This is a genomic window from Paenacidovorax caeni, from assembly GCF_001298675.1.
GTDB classification, from domain to species: domain Bacteria; phylum Pseudomonadota; class Gammaproteobacteria; order Burkholderiales; family Burkholderiaceae_C; genus Paenacidovorax; species Paenacidovorax caeni.
In genome coordinates, this window is sequence record NZ_CYIG01000001.1 from 109,669 (window position 1) to 127,531 (window position 17,863).

The following is a 17,863-nucleotide window of genomic DNA, read 5'->3' on the forward strand; positions in this document are numbered from 1 at the left end:
AGGCAGCGGTCGCACTGGTCAACTTGCTGACAAAGTTGCAAGGCGGGAGAAGCTCGAACCATCGCCAGAATGCATCTTCGCCACTTCGAACGCATCCCACAGCGTGTCCGCAGTAGCTTTACTTTGCAGCATTACGCCGATTTGCCGCTTGTCCTGTGTCGTGGAGAGGAAGTTGTAACTTGACACAACAACCACATCGTCATAGACCAACACACGGGCATGTGTGCCTTCACCAAGGCTCATAGAGCCGCCAACGACGCCGACCAATTCCTCTAGCCGGTTTTGATCCTCCGAAGTCCAGCTATCTCCCTTGGGTTTCCTGCCGGAGACGAGGGCAAACCGAAGTCCATCGTTTCGCTCTCTGCGGGCCAGCCACTCCAATTTTCCGCCACCGTCATTAGGGTCTCCCGTAGCGCTGCGGTTGAGCTTGTGGCTTGTCACCAGCAGTCGTTGATCAGCGTTCATCAGCCCCTCGCGGAGCATTTGGGCGTGCCCCTCGTCAAAGATCACGCGCGCCCTGCTTACCGGTGTGTCTTGCTCGACGCTGGGTGGCTCTTGTTGCGCCAAATGCAAACCAATCTGACGCCAGCGTAGTGGAATACCGCTTGATTGCTGCCCGCCGTCATCAAGCCACCCTGCCAGGGTGGAGCAAATGCTCCCCACTAGACGCGGATCGTAGATGCGGACACTGGCCTCTGAGCCACGGCGTTCGGCAACAGAGCCGACCAGCCCGTAGAGCCAGTTGTAGCTGCCAACAATGGCTTGGTATGAACCATCTTGCGTATCCCAAATCAAAACCTTGCCATCCGAATTGAGAGGTTCCGCATTGACGGCCAAGTTATCGCCCGAACCGCTGGAAGACTTGCGTATAGCCTGTGACCAACTCTTGGTCGTTTTTGCGTGAGGCTCGCCGCCCTCATCAAGGGAAGGTAAACCCCAAAGCACATCCACACGCACACCGCGAAGCATCGCCGCTGTGATGTCGGCTTGGAGCGTATTCAGCATCTTTTCCGAAACATGAGCAGACACAATCAGCAGATGGCTGTGGGCTTGCTTGATAGCATCAAGCAGCGTGGATTCATGGCTTGATGCTGTAAGTAGCAGGTCGCTTTCGCGCAGATTGATTTCGCACCATGCCAAGTCCTCAATCGGTTCATCGTGCTTCGACACGCCCACATAGCTGACACCCCGTTTTTTAGCTTCCGCAACGAGTAGCGGCTGCAGATGCCCCCATTGCCTCGGCAGCCCGGAGATGCGCTCCTCGTCCACAGTCACCTTGAAACTGATGCCATCACGCACGGGGATGATGGATTCCACCGAGTGCAAATGCATGCCCTGATAGTCTTTGTTTGCCTTGAGTTCCTGGAGAAGAAGTCGCTCCATCTCTCCAAACGAGCTATTTCCCAGCGCCGTTCCCGGCGGGATCTCACCTTTTTCACGCGCATACCAAACAATGCGTCTCGGGCCGATACGGCCTGTCAAATCCTCGCGGAGAAAAATCAACTCCTCGGCATCGCCCAGTCGCTCGCCGAAGGTTGTCAGGCGTTGTTCCAGGCTCCGGGTTCCAAACTCGGTCAGGCGAAATCCGCTTCCGCCAATGTCCAGCGCAAGTAAGGCCATATCCATCAAATCAATCAAACACTCGACCAGCAATCGTTCCGGAAGTTGGAAAATAGGCGCTAGATCACTGACCGAGCTTGCACCAGTGGCGATTGCTTGCATGACCAAACGGTCCAGCTCCGTGATGGGACGACGGCTCCCGGCTCGAAACTTGACACGAATCTCGGTCAGAGGTATGCGCAATTCTGTACTCATTGCAATACCTCTTGCGCGGTGATTTTCAAAGCCCGACCGTCCTTGCACATAGCATTGAGTTCCTCAATTGTTTTTTTGAAAGGCCCGTAATCGGGATCGATGTAGTTCCCGTCAGCATCCGTGGCAGACGAAACATCGGCCACACAGGCTGAGAGAAAATCCCAGCAGCCAACGATGATCAGCAGGCGTTTGGGCCTGGACAGCATCACATTCAGGCGATCAGGTTGGGCAATAAACTCGATGTCGCTCGCTGACAGCGTTTCTTGTGCTCGCGTCGGTTTATTACGCACAAGGCTCACAATGATGACGTCCGCCTCGTCACCTTGGAAGGAATCCACCGAATACGCTTTGGCTTTGCTCTCACCGATCTCGCGGTTCTGTGCGCTGCCGAATTGGCAACCAGAAGGGGGGGTGATGACTGCATCTCGATTGATGGCAATCTTCTGCATGTTGTAGGGAGTAAGGATGGCCACAGTGTTTGGCCGCCCAGTTGTCTGAGTATCCGAAATCGCCATCTGCTGCAAAAGATGCTGGATGACCTGCTGCTCACTACGGTTGGCATAGCCGGTTTTCTTGAACTCCTTGTGTTCCTGAGTCCAAGGAATGTCCACCCAGACCAAGGATTTGCCAGCAAGCCAGACTGGCGCAACAAAGGGATTGCGATGGCCCTCGTCTGGACCACCTTCCGCATCAGCGGTTGCATTGCTCACCTCACCCTTGTAAAAAACTGTAGAGTTGAGGTCGCCAACCACAGGTGGCATCCGATACTGTTTTGTCAGCAAGCCTGCGGAAGCGCCAATGGACTGATTTTGAGTAATGCCCCTGAGCTTCCTGCGCCCTTCAAAGATACTTTCAAAGCTGGCGAGCCAGCGTTGTGCGTAATTCGGAAAGGACTTGGCCCAGTTCGCATCGGCATCAAGTTTTTCCTTGAGCCACTCGATGTCAATGAGCCGAGCATTGCCCGGCTTTTGACCGAGTTCATCAAGGATGCCGATCACGCCTCCCGTTCCGCCCTCTCCTCTGAGTTGATTGAAACAAGCCGCGAACTCGTCATAGAGAAAGGGGCGCAACTGTTTGTGGTCACCAAGCAGCAGCCAGCGGTGACCGGCCTGAAGCGGCAGCGCCAGGTCAAATCCATGGGTTTTGCCGGCCTCTTCGACGATAGACCAGTCGAACGAGTGTGCCCCTTTAGCCAATTCTTCAAGGTCGCCGGAACTGGTGGTGCAGTAGGTAATGCTTGCGCCGCGCCGCACCAAATCAACGAGCGCATTTGACAGCACTTGAGCAGATTCACTCTGGCCATCACTATTCCATGTCTGGAGAAGGGCGCGCCAATCACGCTGTACGTCCGCATAAGCAGTCGTGCTTTGCAAGGTGTTCTTGCTGATTGCATCAAGTGCAGTCTTCATCAATTCCTGAGCTTGCTCCTTGGCATGGTCATTCCCGTCGCGGCGATTCAGCCGAATGGCCAGAGGGAGTTGCTCCTTTGAGGAACCTTCGTATGCTTGCCGCATGACTTTGTCGAGCAGCACATCCACAGCGGCATGATCCTTGGCTGTGACCAGGATTTGCGCCATTGGATCGTCTTCGAGTATTTGCCGCAAAAGATGGGCGACCAGCGTACTCTTGCCAGTGCCGGGCGGGCCTTGCAGCGCATATTTCGGGCGCATCCTGAGGATGTCCTTGATGGACGCAAGCTTGTTTTCATCAACCGCTCCACCCTCCTCGATCTGAGGCCAAGGAAATTCACTTTCACTGGCATCAATGCTGGTAAAACCCGGCGTTGCAAGTGTTCGCAACAAAAAGGCGTGCGAAGACAAGCGGTCAATGGATTGTTTGCGCCGTTCGATCAGTCGAATCTGACCGTAATGGCCGAGTGTGCGCAAATGCCCCTCCTGTGGCGGCAGAGCAATACCCTGCGCGTTTTGCCGAAACAGCGTGAGGGTTTCGTTCTCTTGGTCAATGTCTTTGACCGCCCACTGCTCCCTGTCCACATCAAATGGCGCACTGGTTACGCTCACACCGGCACGTTTGAGAAACAAGGAATCCGAATCGGTCAGCAAGACTTTGTCGCAGTCCCGCTGTCCAGATTCCATTACCTGCTGGATGAAATCAACCATCCTCTTGTTGGCCTTGAAAAATTGCCGCGAAGGGCGGTTTTCATCAACGGGGGCAATGGTGATTTCCGTGTTGCCCTGCTTCTCTGCCGAATGGACAATCTTGTATTTGAACAACTCGGCATCGCGGAGCAAAACCTCAAACTGGTTGGATACATGGAGAAACTGCTGCAGGTTCTCAGAATCCGGCCCCAATCCTTGGGTATTTTCTTGTTTGGGGGCGAAGCTATCCCACGGAATGAATCCTGAGCCTGGGCCAATTTTCTTGTTGACTTCATGAAGCATGAACTCAACCTCGATGCGAACATCGTCAAATCCACTGGCTGGCACTGGCTCCGGCAAGCGCGATGTGTTGCTGAGGTTGGCCTTCGCAGCTTTCCAAGATTGTTCCCTGCTGCTCCGGTCCATCCACTTATTGCCTCGAATGAAAAGACTTCCACCCTTCAGTTCAAACCAGGCACCACCACGACTCCAACTCAATTTTGAGTTACGCAGTTGTCTGACGATGAACTCCTTCAGACGGACAATATGCTCGGACTCAGTAGGCTTAAACTCGTCGAAAGGGGCATCCGGATTGGCCACAAAGCCCGCCCTTCTTGCCGAATCAGTGGTTTCCGGATTCTTGGGATCGAGATGCAGCAAAACTCGGCGGCCACCCCCTTTGCCTAAATGGCCAAAATCGAGAGATTCGATGATCTTCTCGATGCACCCCAGAATTTCCGTGGCGCGTTGCAGGCGATCCAGACGATTGGGAGCGGCGATGGCTTTGATGAAATCTTTCTCTAGCAGCTCAAGGCTACAGGGATTTTCTCTAGAAATGGCCGAGATTAAGCCTTCTGCAAATGCAGGATTTTTATTACTGAGATGCTCAACTTTATGGAAACACCTGGCGACTGTAGTGCCAAAGCCATACCAGTCGGAAGCAAATGAATAGCCCACTTGCTGAAGTTCTGGGGGCGTGGCCCACGAGCTACGATCATGGATATTGGCTACATGCCCGATGCGAGCACTCCAGTCAAAACCGCTCAAGCGCAGTGATTCTGATCCTCCACCTTGGTGGCCCCAGATTGCCTCTGGGGTGACATTGCGATGTATCAAATTCTGGTCGTGGAGCGATTTCAGCCCCTTGGCCAGTTGCAGCAGGGCGCGCCACAGCTCCCTTCGGGAGTGACGTTCTTTCAGGCTCTTGAAGGAAAGCCAATCGGTCGCCTCACGGTTCTTCAGTATTTGGGCAAAGGTGATGTGTTGCCATCCTTCATAGACTAGGATCATCACGCGCGTGTCGGCATCAATGCCAGCGTCTTTCATGACCACGAGTTGCCTGTCGGCCCCTGCGCTGCTGCTGAGGCGATACATCACCCGCAGGTCGTTGTCCCACAAGCGGCGAATTTCGGGCGGCGGCTTTGTGCCAGTGTAGGGTGTGATTTTCAGCGTGTAGGTGTTGCCATCGCTGTCCGTTGCCTCCCAAAGCTCGGACGACTGAATGCTGGGCATGGCGACGACACGCTCTGTCAGCGTGTATCGGCCATTGAGTACGGTATCGTTTTCGTTCATCTACAATCCCCTCCTTAAGGCATCACTCCGGCAAGAACTGTGCTTGCCGGAGTGACCCCATTCCTCAGTTCCTGTTCTCAGAAATCACGATGTTCAGCATAGCAGCGGTGAACATCAGCCACGACATGGGCGCGCCCTCTCAGTCGAACAGACTGCGCACAAGCGCGATGCCGCCAGCCAGCAATGCCACTGGTGCAATCACAGGAGCTGCCACCGTTGCCGCCGCCGTGAGGCCAACGGCCTCCAAACCGATGGCAGCGCCAGATGCCACAAGATAACCGAGGCCAGCACCAGAGCCAGTAGCGATGGCCGAGCGCCCGACAGAGACCTCACTGGTGCCGGTGATGGTGCGGGAGAGTTTTTCGCCGGCCAGTCCGGCGGGAAGTGCTTTGTCGATCATGGTCGATCCTTTCGTCTTGGTTGCCGACGCGGGAGTGCGTTTGGTGAATCGAACTTTAGGTGTCCGTGCATCATTGTTAGCGGAGAACTACCGGAGCACCGTCACGGCAGCGAGGTACCGGAGAGTCTTTTCAGCCCTTCGACCAAGCTTGTGACGTTACCTTTGGTACTCCACAGCCGACGCAGTCCAACGCTCCTTACCCCACCACCGAACTGTTCACGCAGCGATCTTTCCCAGTCCCCAGCAGGTTCGTCACCTTTTTCGAGTTCCCGCAGCACGGCCACGGTGTTCCCATTGATGTTTCGCTCGTAGGCATTTCCCTCCAGTCTTCCCCAAGGCGTTCCAAGTTCAAGGCGCGCAAGCCCGAACACTCCCCCCGTGGTGTTGCTGCCCTGGATCTGGTAACGGAAAAGATCTGCAGGGAAAAGCAGAGCGTCAGGCGCAACGCTTATCGACACATAGCGATCCTCCCGAATTTCCACTAGGCCGGGCAAGATTGGCTGGATTCTTTCGTGCAGGCTGCGAGCGAGGGACACAACGCCTGGCGCATCAATCCAGCCATTGCCTAGCAAGCGAACTCCGGCGTCGGCGTTTAGCCGCATCTGGAAGTCCCGCATGTGCCATCCCAACAGCATTAGAAGTTGCCATTCGGCTTCTCCCAGCCGGTTGATCGGGCGCACAGATTTTTCCTTGCCCGGCTTGCCAAGTTGAAACGCCGCGTCGGGCGTTCCAGGCAAGTCCAGCATCATGGACTCACCCGTGAAAGTCGGCTTGCTAGCCTTTGAATCGGAAGCAGTGGATAGGTTTTTTTCCAGGTCTTTGCCCCACGCTTGATGCAATGCATCCACGTATGCGGCAGCGCCGTCCGCGCGCTGCGGGGCCGCGATTTCGGCTGCGATAAACCATGTCAGCCGTTCGTCCTCAGCTATCCTGGAAAGCAAATGTGTTTCGCCCGCTGAAGTGAGTTTGACTTGAAAGAGATGAAATTTGTAGGCGCTGTAAGCGTGCCGGTTGCCCGCGCCGTTGACTGCCTTGTAGGCCGGTAGTGGTCGCCCGAAGGGCTCGTAGGAGTAGTGTTTGTCCTTGAACATTCCCGTTTCTTCTTCCAGCTCCCGCTCCAAGGTGGCGGTGATGTGCTGAGCGACGACTGTGGAGTCCAGTTTGAAAGTCTCTTGAAGAATGTCCGTCTGTGACTGGATGGCGGGCGGCAGATCGCTCAGATTGAAGCGGCCGCCCACCATGCCGTAGCCCTTTTCACCCTGTCTGCTTTTATCTTCCCGGCGATGCAGCAGGAACTTGTTACCCCAGCGAATGAGCGCCCACGCGACATAGACGACGCGGATAGGCTGCGCTTCAGGGTTACGCCGGGCACGTTCGGTTTCGATTCTGTGCAGAAGCACCCGCTGCTCTTCCTTGACGTCATCGGGGCGATGATCACCTTGCTCCCAATAGTCGGACGGCAGCAAAGTTTGGTCTGGCGTTGCTAGGGTGGTAAGCCATGAACGGCCAAGCAAAGAAGCGGGGAAGGACACAAAAGTCCAACGCCCCTTTTGCAACTCCACTGGGTCAAGCAGGGCCAGCGCCGCGAATTGTCGGCGCAAGGCATAAATCAATGCGGATGCAGTGTCTTTCGGAATGCCTTGCGCGGCGACTACGCTCACCAATTCGCACTCGGCAACAATTTCTCGTCGCCTATCTTCTTCCGCATGCAGAGGCAGTTTCGAAAGAACCGCTTTCATTGCCGTATCAGCAACATTTGGGTTGTGGTAGCTAGGCTGCGGGAGGCGGTTTTCTTGCTGGCGCGGCATCGGTTTCAAGATCGGACTGGAGGGCTTCAGTCTATCGGTCAATTTTTGACTTGAACACGAAACATTTGGTTTTCCCATCGAACCTTTACCGATGGCATCCTCGGGCCGGGGTACTGAGCCTAGGATGGATCGGCTGTCGGACTGCGCAAGGCCGCGCAAGACCTGCAGATGTGTGTCAACGCCATCACTGGACAGGAGCGTTCAAAACCGATGAAGTGAAATCTAGGCACTAGGGGGTCAGCCTGTGCAAAGAGCGACGGATTCTTCCGGCCCCTCCAGAAAGGGTAACGACCATCGCTATTCGGGGACGAAGTGGTTGCAGCGCTGGTCACTGCCGCGTATGGCCAGAAAAAGGCGACCGTCTGGCTCGGCTCATGGGTGCTGATCCGGCCAGCAGGCGGGAGTGACCTGCCCCATTCAGTCGATTCAGACCGCATTTTTTGCCCACCGACGCATCGTCGCCCGCAACGTCTGCTGCGCCTTGACATCCAGGGGCATGTCGCCCACGAGCGCCAGGGCGACTTCCAGGCTCACGTAGCCGTACTGCAGCAGCGCGATGCAGAACTCCCGATCCTTCTCCCGCGCAGCCACAGCCTTGGCGAGGAACAGGTCGAGAACGTCCAGACAGTACCCGATGCGATCCTGGGTATTGCGGTTCTGGATGCGATGCACCCGCTGCATCCAGTCTGCTGGCAGGCAAGCCGTTTCCGGGCCGACGCCCTGCGCGTAGTAGCCGTAGGTTTCGTGGAACTGCGAGCCTTCGCCGATGGCGCCATCGATCTTGTCGGCCTGCTCCGGTGCCTGCAGGGGATAGATGTCCGCCTCCATGGACACCGTGAACACATCCTCGGGCCGGGGCACCGCGCCCAGGATGGACTGGCTGCCAACGATGACAAACTCGTACTGGTCGGTGATGTCACCGCTGGCACGGATGATGTGTTCCAGCTCCTCTCGGGTCATGGCTGATCCTCGGGTGCATCTCCCATCTCGTCGCCCATCGTCACACCCCTCTTGAGTTCACCCACCTGTTGCAGGATGGACTGGCGGGTCTCGGGCGGCAGGATCGTGACCAGTGGCGATGCCTGGCGCAGCTGCTGCGCACGGCGAGTACGGGCCAATACCTTGCGCCAGGCGCCCGCCTTCAGGATGTCCTCCCACTCACGCCACAAGGCTGCAGAGCGAACATCTCCAGTAGCCAGCCAGCGCTGGAGCGTGTCCTTTGCCTGCTGAACCTGAGCAGGGTCGGCCTTGGCCAGCCGCACGGCTTCTTCATGCAGGGCCAGGCTTTGCAAGTCCTGCAGCTGATGCCTGGTTGGGTCGGCGCGCACGCGCACATGCACCACGGGCGCGGGATGCCGCGAACGCGCTGCGGCGGAACCCGCAGGCGCCGGTTGCAAGACATCGCCCGCCAGCAACGCCAAATCACCACCAACGCCCAGGATGGACATGACGCGCAGGTAGGTGCCGATGGATGGCGCAGGATCGCCCGACTCGATCGCGCGCAGGGTGTTGCGCGTCATGCCCGCACGCGCAGCAAGCTCTACCGTGCCCAGGCGCTGGGCCTTGCGCAGGCGCTTGAGGCGGTCGCCCAGCTGCAAGAGCAGTTGGCGTTCAAGGAGGGCGTGTGATTGGACACCAATCATTTGGTCATTATTTTAATCAATTTAGCCATATTGGTCAAATTATTGATCATTTTTCCAGTCGAACTTACTCGACGAACCTCTCCTGCCACCCTACAAACGTTTTCCACTGCCACGGCAAGATCAGTTTGGTTGGGTTGCACCGCCTCAACCGCTACAAGCCGTCCAAGAATCCGCAAGCCACGGCCACGCAGTGGTCGAAGTTCGGCGTGTATTCCAGCGTGGCGATCGCGTCGAACGCTGCCTGCAGGCTGGGATGCGGCTGCCGAATCTGAGCCAGAAAAGCACTACGGTGGCGCAGCAAAAATGGCTTCGCAGCCAGAAGCTGCAGAGGTTCGCGCTCGATCACCAGCGCCAAATCAAACAGGTCGCGCGCCGTGACGCGGTCGCCACGGTGATACATCTTCTTGGCGATGATCTCGGCAGCCGTTTCCACTTTGACGGCGCGGCCTTGGATATCCCAGATTTCCCAGGCGTCATCCAGCAGATTGGGGGCGGATACGAAGTCCACCTCACCCTCTTCGAACTGGAGCTTGACGAACATGCCTGACTGCTCTGTGTAGTCCTCGGTCAAATCCGCCGCCGTGTCGCTCAGCCGTGGAGTGACAAAGCCCAGGTACTGCGGATCAGGCACAAAAATGTCGATGTCCTTGCTGAGCCGGTGGCGGTAGCGGAACATCAACACGGTTCCACCGCCCAAGGTCCAGAACGGGTTTGCTATGCCGCCGTACTTGCTGATCTCGTCGATCAACGCCAACGCACGCGGAAACAGGCTCTCCCAAGCCCCGCCGGGCAATGAATCGGCTTTCATGCCCACAGTGCCCGGCGGTGGACGGATAGCGACTGCGCGAGCTTTGCCACGTTGCGCCAGACCTGCCGAGGCGGCAGGTGCGCATGCGCAGCTGCCTCCTCCACCGCCATCACGACGGTGGGCACGGGAGCCTCATCCAGCAGATGGGTCAGGTGTGGGGCGAATGAAGGCGGCACATCGCCACTGGCCAGGGCCTGCTCCAATACCTCGGGGGCCAGTTCATGCGCATAGCTGACACTGGCCGTCTTGGCCGCCATCCACAAGCCGCGCTTTTTGCGCCGCGCCTGGATGTCCGGCTTGGCGCTATCCAGTCCCAGCACTGCCATGACCTGTCCAACACGGTTGACACCCAGATCACTCAAGTTGCCGTTTTCCAGGCCCACCAGAGTCTGACGCGACAGACCACTCAGGTGCGCCAGTTGCACCTGGGTCAGGCCCAGCTCGGCGCGCCGGGCGCCCACGACATGGCCGATTTCGATCAGGTTCATGGTTGGTGGCGCATTTGATAATGTCTAAAATATTTTACATTTTAGTTCGTCGCACGCTTTCAGGCAATGGAGCCTGACCTGCCCCAGCCAAGCGGCAGACTTTTCCACCGAAACTGCAAGCGCTACCAGCAAGAACTATAGGAAAGCTATAGGAACACCCTATAGGTATAGACAAGGGGTGATCTATCGAACCGACGAGGGGCGATCTAACGAACCCGCCCCAGAACACAATCAGGGGCGATGTATCGAGCCATCAAGGGGCGATATAACGAGGACAACCCGAGCAGAACACAGTCTTGTCCACAGCCCAGGTGGCCCAGCTACCCCAGCTTCTTCGCCAGGTCTTCGGCACGCGGATGGTAGTAACGCTTGAGCATCCGCAAGTCCTTGTGACCGGTCACGGCGGACAGCTCCAGGACGTTGCTCAGCTTTTCCGACAAGCGCGATGCAGCTTCGTGGCGGGTGTCATGGAAATGGACATCCTCCAGAAAGCCACGAACAGGGCGTTTACTGGCTGCTCGGCAGTCTTCCTTGTACTGCTGCTGGGCACGTTCCAGGGCGCGCTTGAATCCTTTGCGCAGCGCCATTGCTGTCGTCTGGAACACCGGCCCCTCATGGGCATTGTTTGCACCAGCCAAGCCCTGTAACTCCTGCAGGATCGCCACAGCCTTGCGCGACAAGGGCACCATACGCGAATCGCCATTCTTGGTGTCGGGCAGGAAGGCCGTCTGCCTGTCCAGATTCACACACTCCCAACGCAATGACAACAGCTCCCCTCGGCGCATGGCCGTCTCCACAGCCAACTCCACCAAGGGCTGCAGCCAGGGGTTACGTGCACCCTTACTGAACGTGCCATCGGTCAGACGTTCACCGCCCGTCAAAGCGGCGAGCAGGTACACCATCTCCTCATCCGAAAAGCGCCTATCCCTGGCTTTGGCCTTCTCCGGTCGCCGCACCAAGGGGATGGGATTTTCGATGTGAATACCCCACTCACGCCGCGCGTGATTGATTGCCGCCGACAGAATGTCGATCTCACGGTTGACCGTCGCCCCGCTGACCTGCTTGAGGCGACGGTCACGCCAGGCGGCAACAATCGAACTACTCAAGGCCGAAGTCTTGATCTGGGTAAGGGCAGCATCCTTGAGCAAGACCTTGATCTTGGTGGCCTCCATCGCTGCAGATTTCTTCTGCGGCGTGACCTCCTGCTCATACCGCAAGAGGATGTCGGCCAAGGTGTTGCGCTCGGCCTCCCGGCGGTCGATAAAACCGGTCGTCTCCAGCTCGCGCTCCATCGCGCGAACCCAGCGTTCAGCGTCCTCTTTGTAGGAGAAGGTTCGTGATTGCGCAGGGAAGCCACGGCGTCTGACCTTGGCCTGCCACTGCAACTCTCCGCGTTTTGTAATAGTGCCCACCGGCCCGTGTCCCCGAAGTGTCCCAAATAATGGATTTCATCGTACAACACGTTGATTTCATTGACAATGATCAGGCGTTCGGGACGTAGAGGCCGGAGGTTCGAATCCTCTCACCCCGACCAAATATCTAAAGCCCAGCCGCCTTTAAAGCGGCTGGGCTTTTTGCATTGCACAAACAAAAGCACAACCCTTCCACAAAACCGCAACAGCTACAAGTTATGTAGCAATTCCACGCATTTCCAGGCTGTACATACACCCACGCTATCGGCGATGATAGGATCGTTTGTCACCTCAAAACGTTTTCGGTTACATGGCAGCTGTTGATACCGCACAAAAAGACGCTCCGGCCGTCGCCCTCCCCGGCTTGGGGCGGGCCTTGATGTCTGCGGGCAAATTGACGCAAAAAGCCGCCGAGGAAATTTACAAAAAATCACAGACCAGCAAAACAAGCTTTATTGCCGAGGTTACAGGCTCCGGTGCCGTCTCGGCAGCGGACGTTGCATACACCATGGCCACCATGTTTGGTGCCCCGTTGCTGGATCTGGCAGCATTTGACCCTGCGCGGCTGCCCAAGGATTTGCTGGACGCCAAAATCTGCCAAGCCTATCGGGTGCTGCCGCTGAGCAAGCGCAACAACCGCCTGATCGTGGCGACAGCAGACCCAACCGACCAGGAGGCTGCAGAAAAGATCAAGTTCACCACGCAAATGGGTGTGGACTGGATCATTGCCGAATACGACAAACTCACCAAACTCGTAGAGGCGGCCTCGAAGAGTGTGAGTGAATCGATGGAGTCGCTGACCAGTGGTGGCGACTTCGAATTCGGCGACATCAACGTCGAGGAGTCCACGGAATCCAACGAGGCAGAAACCTCGGACGTGGAAGATGCACCAGTCGTCAAGTTCTTGCACAAGATGCTGATTGATGCGTTCAACATGCGCGCATCGGACTTGCACTTTGAGCCTTACGAACACACCTATCGCGTGCGCTTTCGCGTTGATGGCGAATTGCGGGAGATCGCCTCCCCCCCCATCGCCATCAAGGACAAGCTTGCCTCCCGCATCAAGGTGATCTCACGCCTGGACATCTCGGAAAAGCGCATTCCCCAAGATGGCCGCATGAAGCTCAAGGTCGGCCCCGATCGGGTGATTGATTTCCGCGTTAGTACCCTGCCGACATTGTTCGGCGAGAAGATCGTGATCCGTATCCTGGATCCGAGCAGTGCCAAGTTGGGAATCGATGCGCTGGGCTACGAGCCTGAGGAGAAAGCACGCCTGCTGCATGCGATTGGGCGGCCCTACGGCATGATTCTGGTTACCGGCCCCACGGGTTCGGGCAAAACGGTGTCGCTTTACACCTGCCTGAATCTGTTGAACAAGCCAGGGGTGAACATCGCGACGGCGGAAGACCCCTCGGAAATCAACATGCCTGGCGTCAACCAGGTCAACGTCAATGAAAAGGCCGGCCTGACCTTTGCTGCGGCACTGAAGTCATTTCTGCGCCAGGATCCCGACATCATCATGGTCGGCGAAATCCGTGACCTTGAAACTGCGGACATCGCGATAAAGGCGGCACAAACCGGTCACTTGGTGTTGTCAACGCTGCACACGAACGATGCGCCCACCACGCTCACCCGTATGCGGAATATGGGCATCGCCCCCTTCAACATTGCCTCCAGCGTGATCCTGATCACTGCGCAGCGCCTTGCCCGTCGGCTGTGCGCCCAGTGCAAAGCACCAGCGGATATTCCCCATGAAGCCCTGATTGAGGCGGGATACAGCGACAGCGAAATCGACGGCAGTTGGGTTACCTACCGGCCTGTAGGCTGTTCCGCCTGCAACAATGGCTACAAAGGGCGGGTCGGCATCTACCAGGTCATGCCGATTTCCGAGGAGATGCAGCGCATCATCTTGCAGGACGGCAGTGCGCTCGAAATTGCCGAGCAGGCCAAACGCGAAGGGGTGCGCTCCTTGCGCGAATCCGGACTGCACAAGGCCAAGATGGGGCTGACCTCACTTGAAGAGGTGCTGGCTGTCACCAACGAATAACAAGTAGCAGCAACCACAGGGAACTACGAGGGAGCACCATGGCAACCGCAGCATCCAAGGACATCAAGGATTTCGTCTTCGAATGGGAAGGCAAGGATCGCCACGGCAAGATCGTACGGGGAGAAATACGCGCCGTTGGCGAAAACCAAGTCCAGGCCACTTTGCGACGCCAAGGGGTTTTGCCCACCAAAATAAAGAAACGGCGCATGCGCGCGGGCAAAAAAATCAAGCCCAAGGATATCGCGCTGTTCACCCGCCAGATGGCTACGATGATGAAGGCGGGTGTGCCCTTGCTGCAAGCTTTCGATATTGTGGGGCGCGGGAACGCCAATGCCAGCGTAACCAAGTTGCTCAACGATATCCGTTCGGATGTCGAAACTGGAACCTCGCTGAACGCCGCCTTTCGTAAATACCCAATGTATTTCAACAGTCTCTACTGCAACCTGGTTGAGGCTGGTGAGGCTGCCGGTATTCTTGAAACCCTGCTTGACCGGCTGGCGGCCTACATGGAGAAAACGGAAGCCATCAAAGCCAAGATCAAATCGGCACTGATGTATCCGATCTCAGTGATCATCGTGGCTTTCGTCGTGGTCACCGTCATCATGATCTTCGTGATTCCGGCATTCAAGGAAGTGTTCACCTCATTTGGAGCCGACCTGCCAGCACCCACGCTTTTCGTGATGGGTATGAGCGAAATTTTCGTGAAATGGTGGTGGCTGATCTTCGGCATCATCGGCGGCGGTGGCTATTTCTTCATGCAAGCCTGGAAGCGCAGCGAGAAAATGCAGATCGCCATGGACCGATGGCTGCTGCGCATTCCCATCTTTGGCGCATTGATCGACAAAGCCGCAGTAGCGCGCTGGACACGTACGCTCTCCACGATGTTCGCCGCCGGGGTGCCTCTCGTCGAAGCACTCGATTCCGTTGGCGGTGCTGCCGGCAACGCGGTATATGCCATGGCCACGGACAAGATCCAACAGGAAGTCTCCACAGGTACCAGCCTAACCGCAGCCATGGGCAACGCCAACGTCTTCCCCACCATGGTGCTGCAAATGTGCGCCATCGGTGAAGAGTCAGGCTCCATCGACCACATGCTCGGTAAAGCAGCGGATTTCTACGAAGAAGAAGTCGATGACATGGTGGCCGGCCTGTCGAGCCTGCTAGAGCCCATCATCATCGTTTTCCTGGGCGGTCTGATCGGCGGCATCGTGGTGTCCATGTACCTGCCCATCTTCAAACTCGGTCAAGTGGTCTGATGGTGTTCGATCCTTGGGCCAGCGCTGCCTTGGCTGGTATTTTCGGTCTGCTCATCGGCAGTTTCCTCAACGTCGTTATCCACCGCCTGCCCAAAATGCTGGAACAGCAATGGGCCGCCGAATATGCCCACTACGCTGCCGAAGGCGCTGAAGCATCCGAGGCGCAGGCGCCTGCCATCAGCCTGTCGCACCCCCGCTCAGCCTGCCCGAACTGCGGCCACGCAATCCGCTGGTACCAGAACATCCCCGTCCTCAGCTACCTGGCTTTGCGTGGGCGCTGCGCGGGCTGCGCCAAACGCATTAGCCTGCGCTACCCGCTGGTCGAACTGATCACGGCGGCACTGTTCGCTTTTTGCGCATGGCGCTGGGGCGTCACGCCCACGGGGGCGGCGTGGTGCCTGTTCTGTGCAGTCATCGTGGCCTTGGCGGCGATCGACTGGGACACGACCTTGCTGCCGGACGACCTCACCCTCCCATTGCTTTGGGCCGGGCTGCTGGCTGCGGCGCTGCAGTGGACCGACGTACCGCTTTTTTCGGCGGTCATGGGTGCTGCGGCCGGTTATCTGTCCCTCTGGTCGGTGTATTGGGGGTTCAAGCTGGCCACTGGCAAGGAGGGCATGGGGTATGGCGACTTCAAGCTTTTCGCCGCACTGGGGGCCTGGTTCGGCTGGCAGGCCCTGGTACCTATCATTCTGATGGCCTCTGTCATCGGCGCCATCGTCGGCATCGCCATGAAGTTGACCAGCGGGCTGCGCGAGGGCGGCTACGTTCCCTTCGGCCCCTTCCTGGCTGGAGCCGGGCTCACCGCCCTGGTTTTCGGGCCACAGGCCGTGATGCAGCAATTTCTGGGCTGGCTGGGACTGTGACGCCCCCTCCCTCCATGGTGCGACTGGGCGTGACGGGTGGCATTGGCAGCGGCAAGAGCACGCTGGCGAGCATGCTTGCGCAACGTGGTGCGGCCTGGATTGATGCCGACCAGATTGCCCGTAGCGTAACGGCCCCCAGGGGCGCAGCCATCGCCGCCATCCGGCAGACCTTCGGCGATGCGCTGATCGACACCCACGGCGCGCTGGACCGTGCCGGCATGCGCGCACTGGTCTTTGCCCACCCGGCTGCACGCCAGCAGCTCGAAGCCATCGTCCATCCCTTGGTCGGCCAGCAGACTGCCGAGCAGGCTGCTGCGGCGGCCGCACGGGGCCACCGCTTGGCGGTGTTCGACATCCCCCTGCTCGCGGAGTCTGGCCACTGGCCGGCGCGCCTCGACGCCGTGGCCGTGGTCGATTGCACGCCAGAGACCCAGTTGCTGCGCACCATGGCACGCAGCGGACTGGACCGCGCTACGGTGCAAGGCATCATGGCCTCGCAGGCCTCGCGTGCACAACGCCGTGCCGTCGCCGATATCGTGGTCTGTAACGAAACGCAATCGCTGCAAGAACTGCAAGCCCAAGCAGACCGGATCGCCGCGTGGTTCGGGCTATGATTCTTTTCTTGAGTGCCTCCAGGAATCCGGCAGCGTGATCCTTTACGAATATCCTTTCAACGAACGGCTGCGAACCTACTTGCGCCTGGAGCAGCTGTTTCGCCGCCTGGGCGAACTGGTCTCCCGCACGCACCCGCTCGACCACCACTTCGCGCTGGTCACCCTGTTCGAAATCATGGACGTTGCGGCGCGTGCCGACCTGAAAGCCGACGTGCTCAAGGACTTGGAGCGCCAAAAGCACCTGCTCGACAGCTACCGGGGCAACCCATCCATTTCAGAATCGGCGCTCAACGCCATCATTGCCCAGCTCGACCGCTGCTTTACCGCGCTGAGCAACCAAAGTGGCAAAGCCGGCCAGGCACTGACCGACAATGAATGGCTGATGGGCATTCGCAGCCGCCTGGGCATTCCCGGGGGCACCTGTGGCTTCGATTTGCCGGGCTACCACGCCTGGCAGCACAGCGACCCGACCTACCGCCAGCGCGCCCTGGAAACCTGGGCCAGCACCATGGCACCGCTGGCCGAATCGATCTACCTGCTGCTGAAAATGCTGCGCGACGCCGGCGTGCCGCAACGCGTGGCGGCCGAGCGTGGCCAGTTCCAGCAAAGCCTGCCACAAGGCCGCACCTTCCAGTTGCTGCGCCTGCGCATCGACCCGTCCCTGGGGCTGGTGCCCGAGATCAGCGGCAACCGGCTGCTCGTCTCGGTGCGCTTGATGCGTGTGGACGGCGATGGCCGGCTGCAGCCTTGCCAGGACGATGCAGCCTTTGAATTGACGCTGTGCGCCTAAGCCTAACAACCTAGCCCGCCTCTCTAGTTGCATGGACAACACGCCCGCCCGCACCGTGCCCTGTCCCACCTGCGGTGGTGACAGCGTTTTCAGCCCGGCCAACCGCTTCCGGCCCTTTTGCAGTGCGCGCTGCAAACAGATTGACCTGGGCGCTTGGGCCACTGAGGAGTTTCGCGTCCCCTCGGAAGCACCTCCCGAAGACGCTGCGTACGGCGACCCCAGGCGCGAAGACGGCTAATTTTGAG

The 17,863-nt window shown here is 58.1% G+C and carries 15 protein-coding genes; 6 read left to right on the forward strand and 9 right to left on the reverse strand.

The annotated features are described in order from the left end of the window. Window positions 1-18 precede the first annotated feature (18 nt). From BN2503_RS00530 to BN2503_RS00575, 9 genes are all read right to left on the reverse strand, one after another. On the reverse strand, window positions 19-1,815 hold the full coding sequence (locus tag BN2503_RS00530) for a phospholipase D-like domain-containing protein (RefSeq protein WP_054254682.1): 1,797 nt from the start codon (window positions 1,813-1,815) through the stop codon (window positions 19-21). After that, on the reverse strand, window positions 1,812-5,486 hold the full coding sequence (locus tag BN2503_RS00535; protein ID WP_074930049.1) for an AAA domain-containing protein: 3,675 nt from the start codon (window positions 5,484-5,486) through the stop codon (window positions 1,812-1,814). The genes BN2503_RS00530 and BN2503_RS00535 overlap by 4 nt, the downstream gene beginning before the upstream one ends. A gap of 139 nt (window positions 5,487-5,625) precedes the next feature. Further along, complete coding sequence (locus BN2503_RS00540; RefSeq protein ID WP_054254684.1) at window positions 5,626-5,886, reverse strand: hypothetical protein; 261 nt, start codon at window positions 5,884-5,886, stop codon at window positions 5,626-5,628. Between the two features lie 101 nt (window positions 5,887-5,987). Beyond that, window positions 5,988-7,703: a hypothetical protein gene (locus tag BN2503_RS00545; RefSeq protein WP_139235315.1), complete on the reverse strand. Its 1,716-nt coding sequence runs from the start codon at window positions 7,701-7,703 to the stop codon at window positions 5,988-5,990. 417 nt (window positions 7,704-8,120) lie between these two features. Further along, window positions 8,121-8,654, reverse strand: coding sequence for a DUF6036 family nucleotidyltransferase (locus BN2503_RS00555; protein WP_054254687.1), 534 nt, complete (start codon window positions 8,652-8,654; stop codon window positions 8,121-8,123). Further along, complete coding sequence (locus tag BN2503_RS00560; RefSeq protein ID WP_054254688.1) at window positions 8,651-9,337, reverse strand: helix-turn-helix transcriptional regulator; 687 nt, start codon at window positions 9,335-9,337, stop codon at window positions 8,651-8,653. The genes BN2503_RS00555 and BN2503_RS00560 overlap by 4 nt, the downstream gene beginning before the upstream one ends. A 151-nt stretch (window positions 9,338-9,488) precedes the next feature. Beyond that, window positions 9,489-10,145, reverse strand: coding sequence for a nucleotidyl transferase AbiEii/AbiGii toxin family protein (locus tag BN2503_RS00565; RefSeq protein ID WP_054254689.1), 657 nt, complete (start codon window positions 10,143-10,145; stop codon window positions 9,489-9,491). Then, window positions 10,142-10,633, reverse strand: a complete 492-nt coding sequence (locus BN2503_RS00570) for a helix-turn-helix domain-containing protein (RefSeq protein ID WP_054254690.1) — start codon at window positions 10,631-10,633, stop codon at window positions 10,142-10,144. Before BN2503_RS00570 ends, BN2503_RS00565 begins: the two co-directional genes overlap by 4 nt. A 320-nt stretch (window positions 10,634-10,953) precedes the next feature. Then, window positions 10,954-12,045, reverse strand: a complete 1,092-nt coding sequence (locus tag BN2503_RS00575) for a site-specific integrase (RefSeq protein WP_054254691.1) — start codon at window positions 12,043-12,045, stop codon at window positions 10,954-10,956. 310 nt (window positions 12,046-12,355) lie between these two features. On the opposite strand from BN2503_RS00575, the gene pilB reads away from it, so the two are divergent. The 6 genes from pilB to BN2503_RS00605 are packed head-to-tail and all read left to right on the forward strand — an operon-like array spanning window position 12,356 to window position 17,856. Continuing rightward, window positions 12,356-14,092: a type IV-A pilus assembly ATPase PilB gene (gene pilB, locus BN2503_RS00580; RefSeq protein ID WP_054254692.1), complete on the forward strand. Its 1,737-nt coding sequence runs from the start codon at window positions 12,356-12,358 to the stop codon at window positions 14,090-14,092. Window positions 14,093-14,130: 38 nt separating this feature from the next. Continuing rightward, on the forward strand, window positions 14,131-15,348 hold the full coding sequence (locus BN2503_RS00585) for a type II secretion system F family protein (protein WP_054254693.1): 1,218 nt from the start codon (window positions 14,131-14,133) through the stop codon (window positions 15,346-15,348). Beyond that, window positions 15,348-16,214, forward strand: a complete 867-nt coding sequence (locus BN2503_RS00590; protein ID WP_054254694.1) for a prepilin peptidase — start codon at window positions 15,348-15,350, stop codon at window positions 16,212-16,214. Before BN2503_RS00585 ends, BN2503_RS00590 begins: the two co-directional genes overlap by 1 nt. Window positions 16,215-16,228: 14 nt before the next feature. After that, a complete protein-coding gene (gene coaE / locus BN2503_RS00595) occupies window positions 16,229-16,828 on the forward strand; it encodes a dephospho-CoA kinase (protein ID WP_082366453.1) in 600 nt (199 codons plus the stop codon). Between the two features lie 34 nt (window positions 16,829-16,862). Continuing rightward, complete coding sequence (gene zapD / locus BN2503_RS00600) at window positions 16,863-17,618, forward strand: cell division protein ZapD (RefSeq protein ID WP_054254695.1); 756 nt, start codon at window positions 16,863-16,865, stop codon at window positions 17,616-17,618. A gap of 31 nt (window positions 17,619-17,649) precedes the next feature. After that, window positions 17,650-17,856, forward strand: coding sequence for a DNA gyrase inhibitor YacG (locus BN2503_RS00605; RefSeq protein WP_054254696.1), 207 nt, complete (start codon window positions 17,650-17,652; stop codon window positions 17,854-17,856). Window positions 17,857-17,863 lie beyond the last annotated feature (7 nt).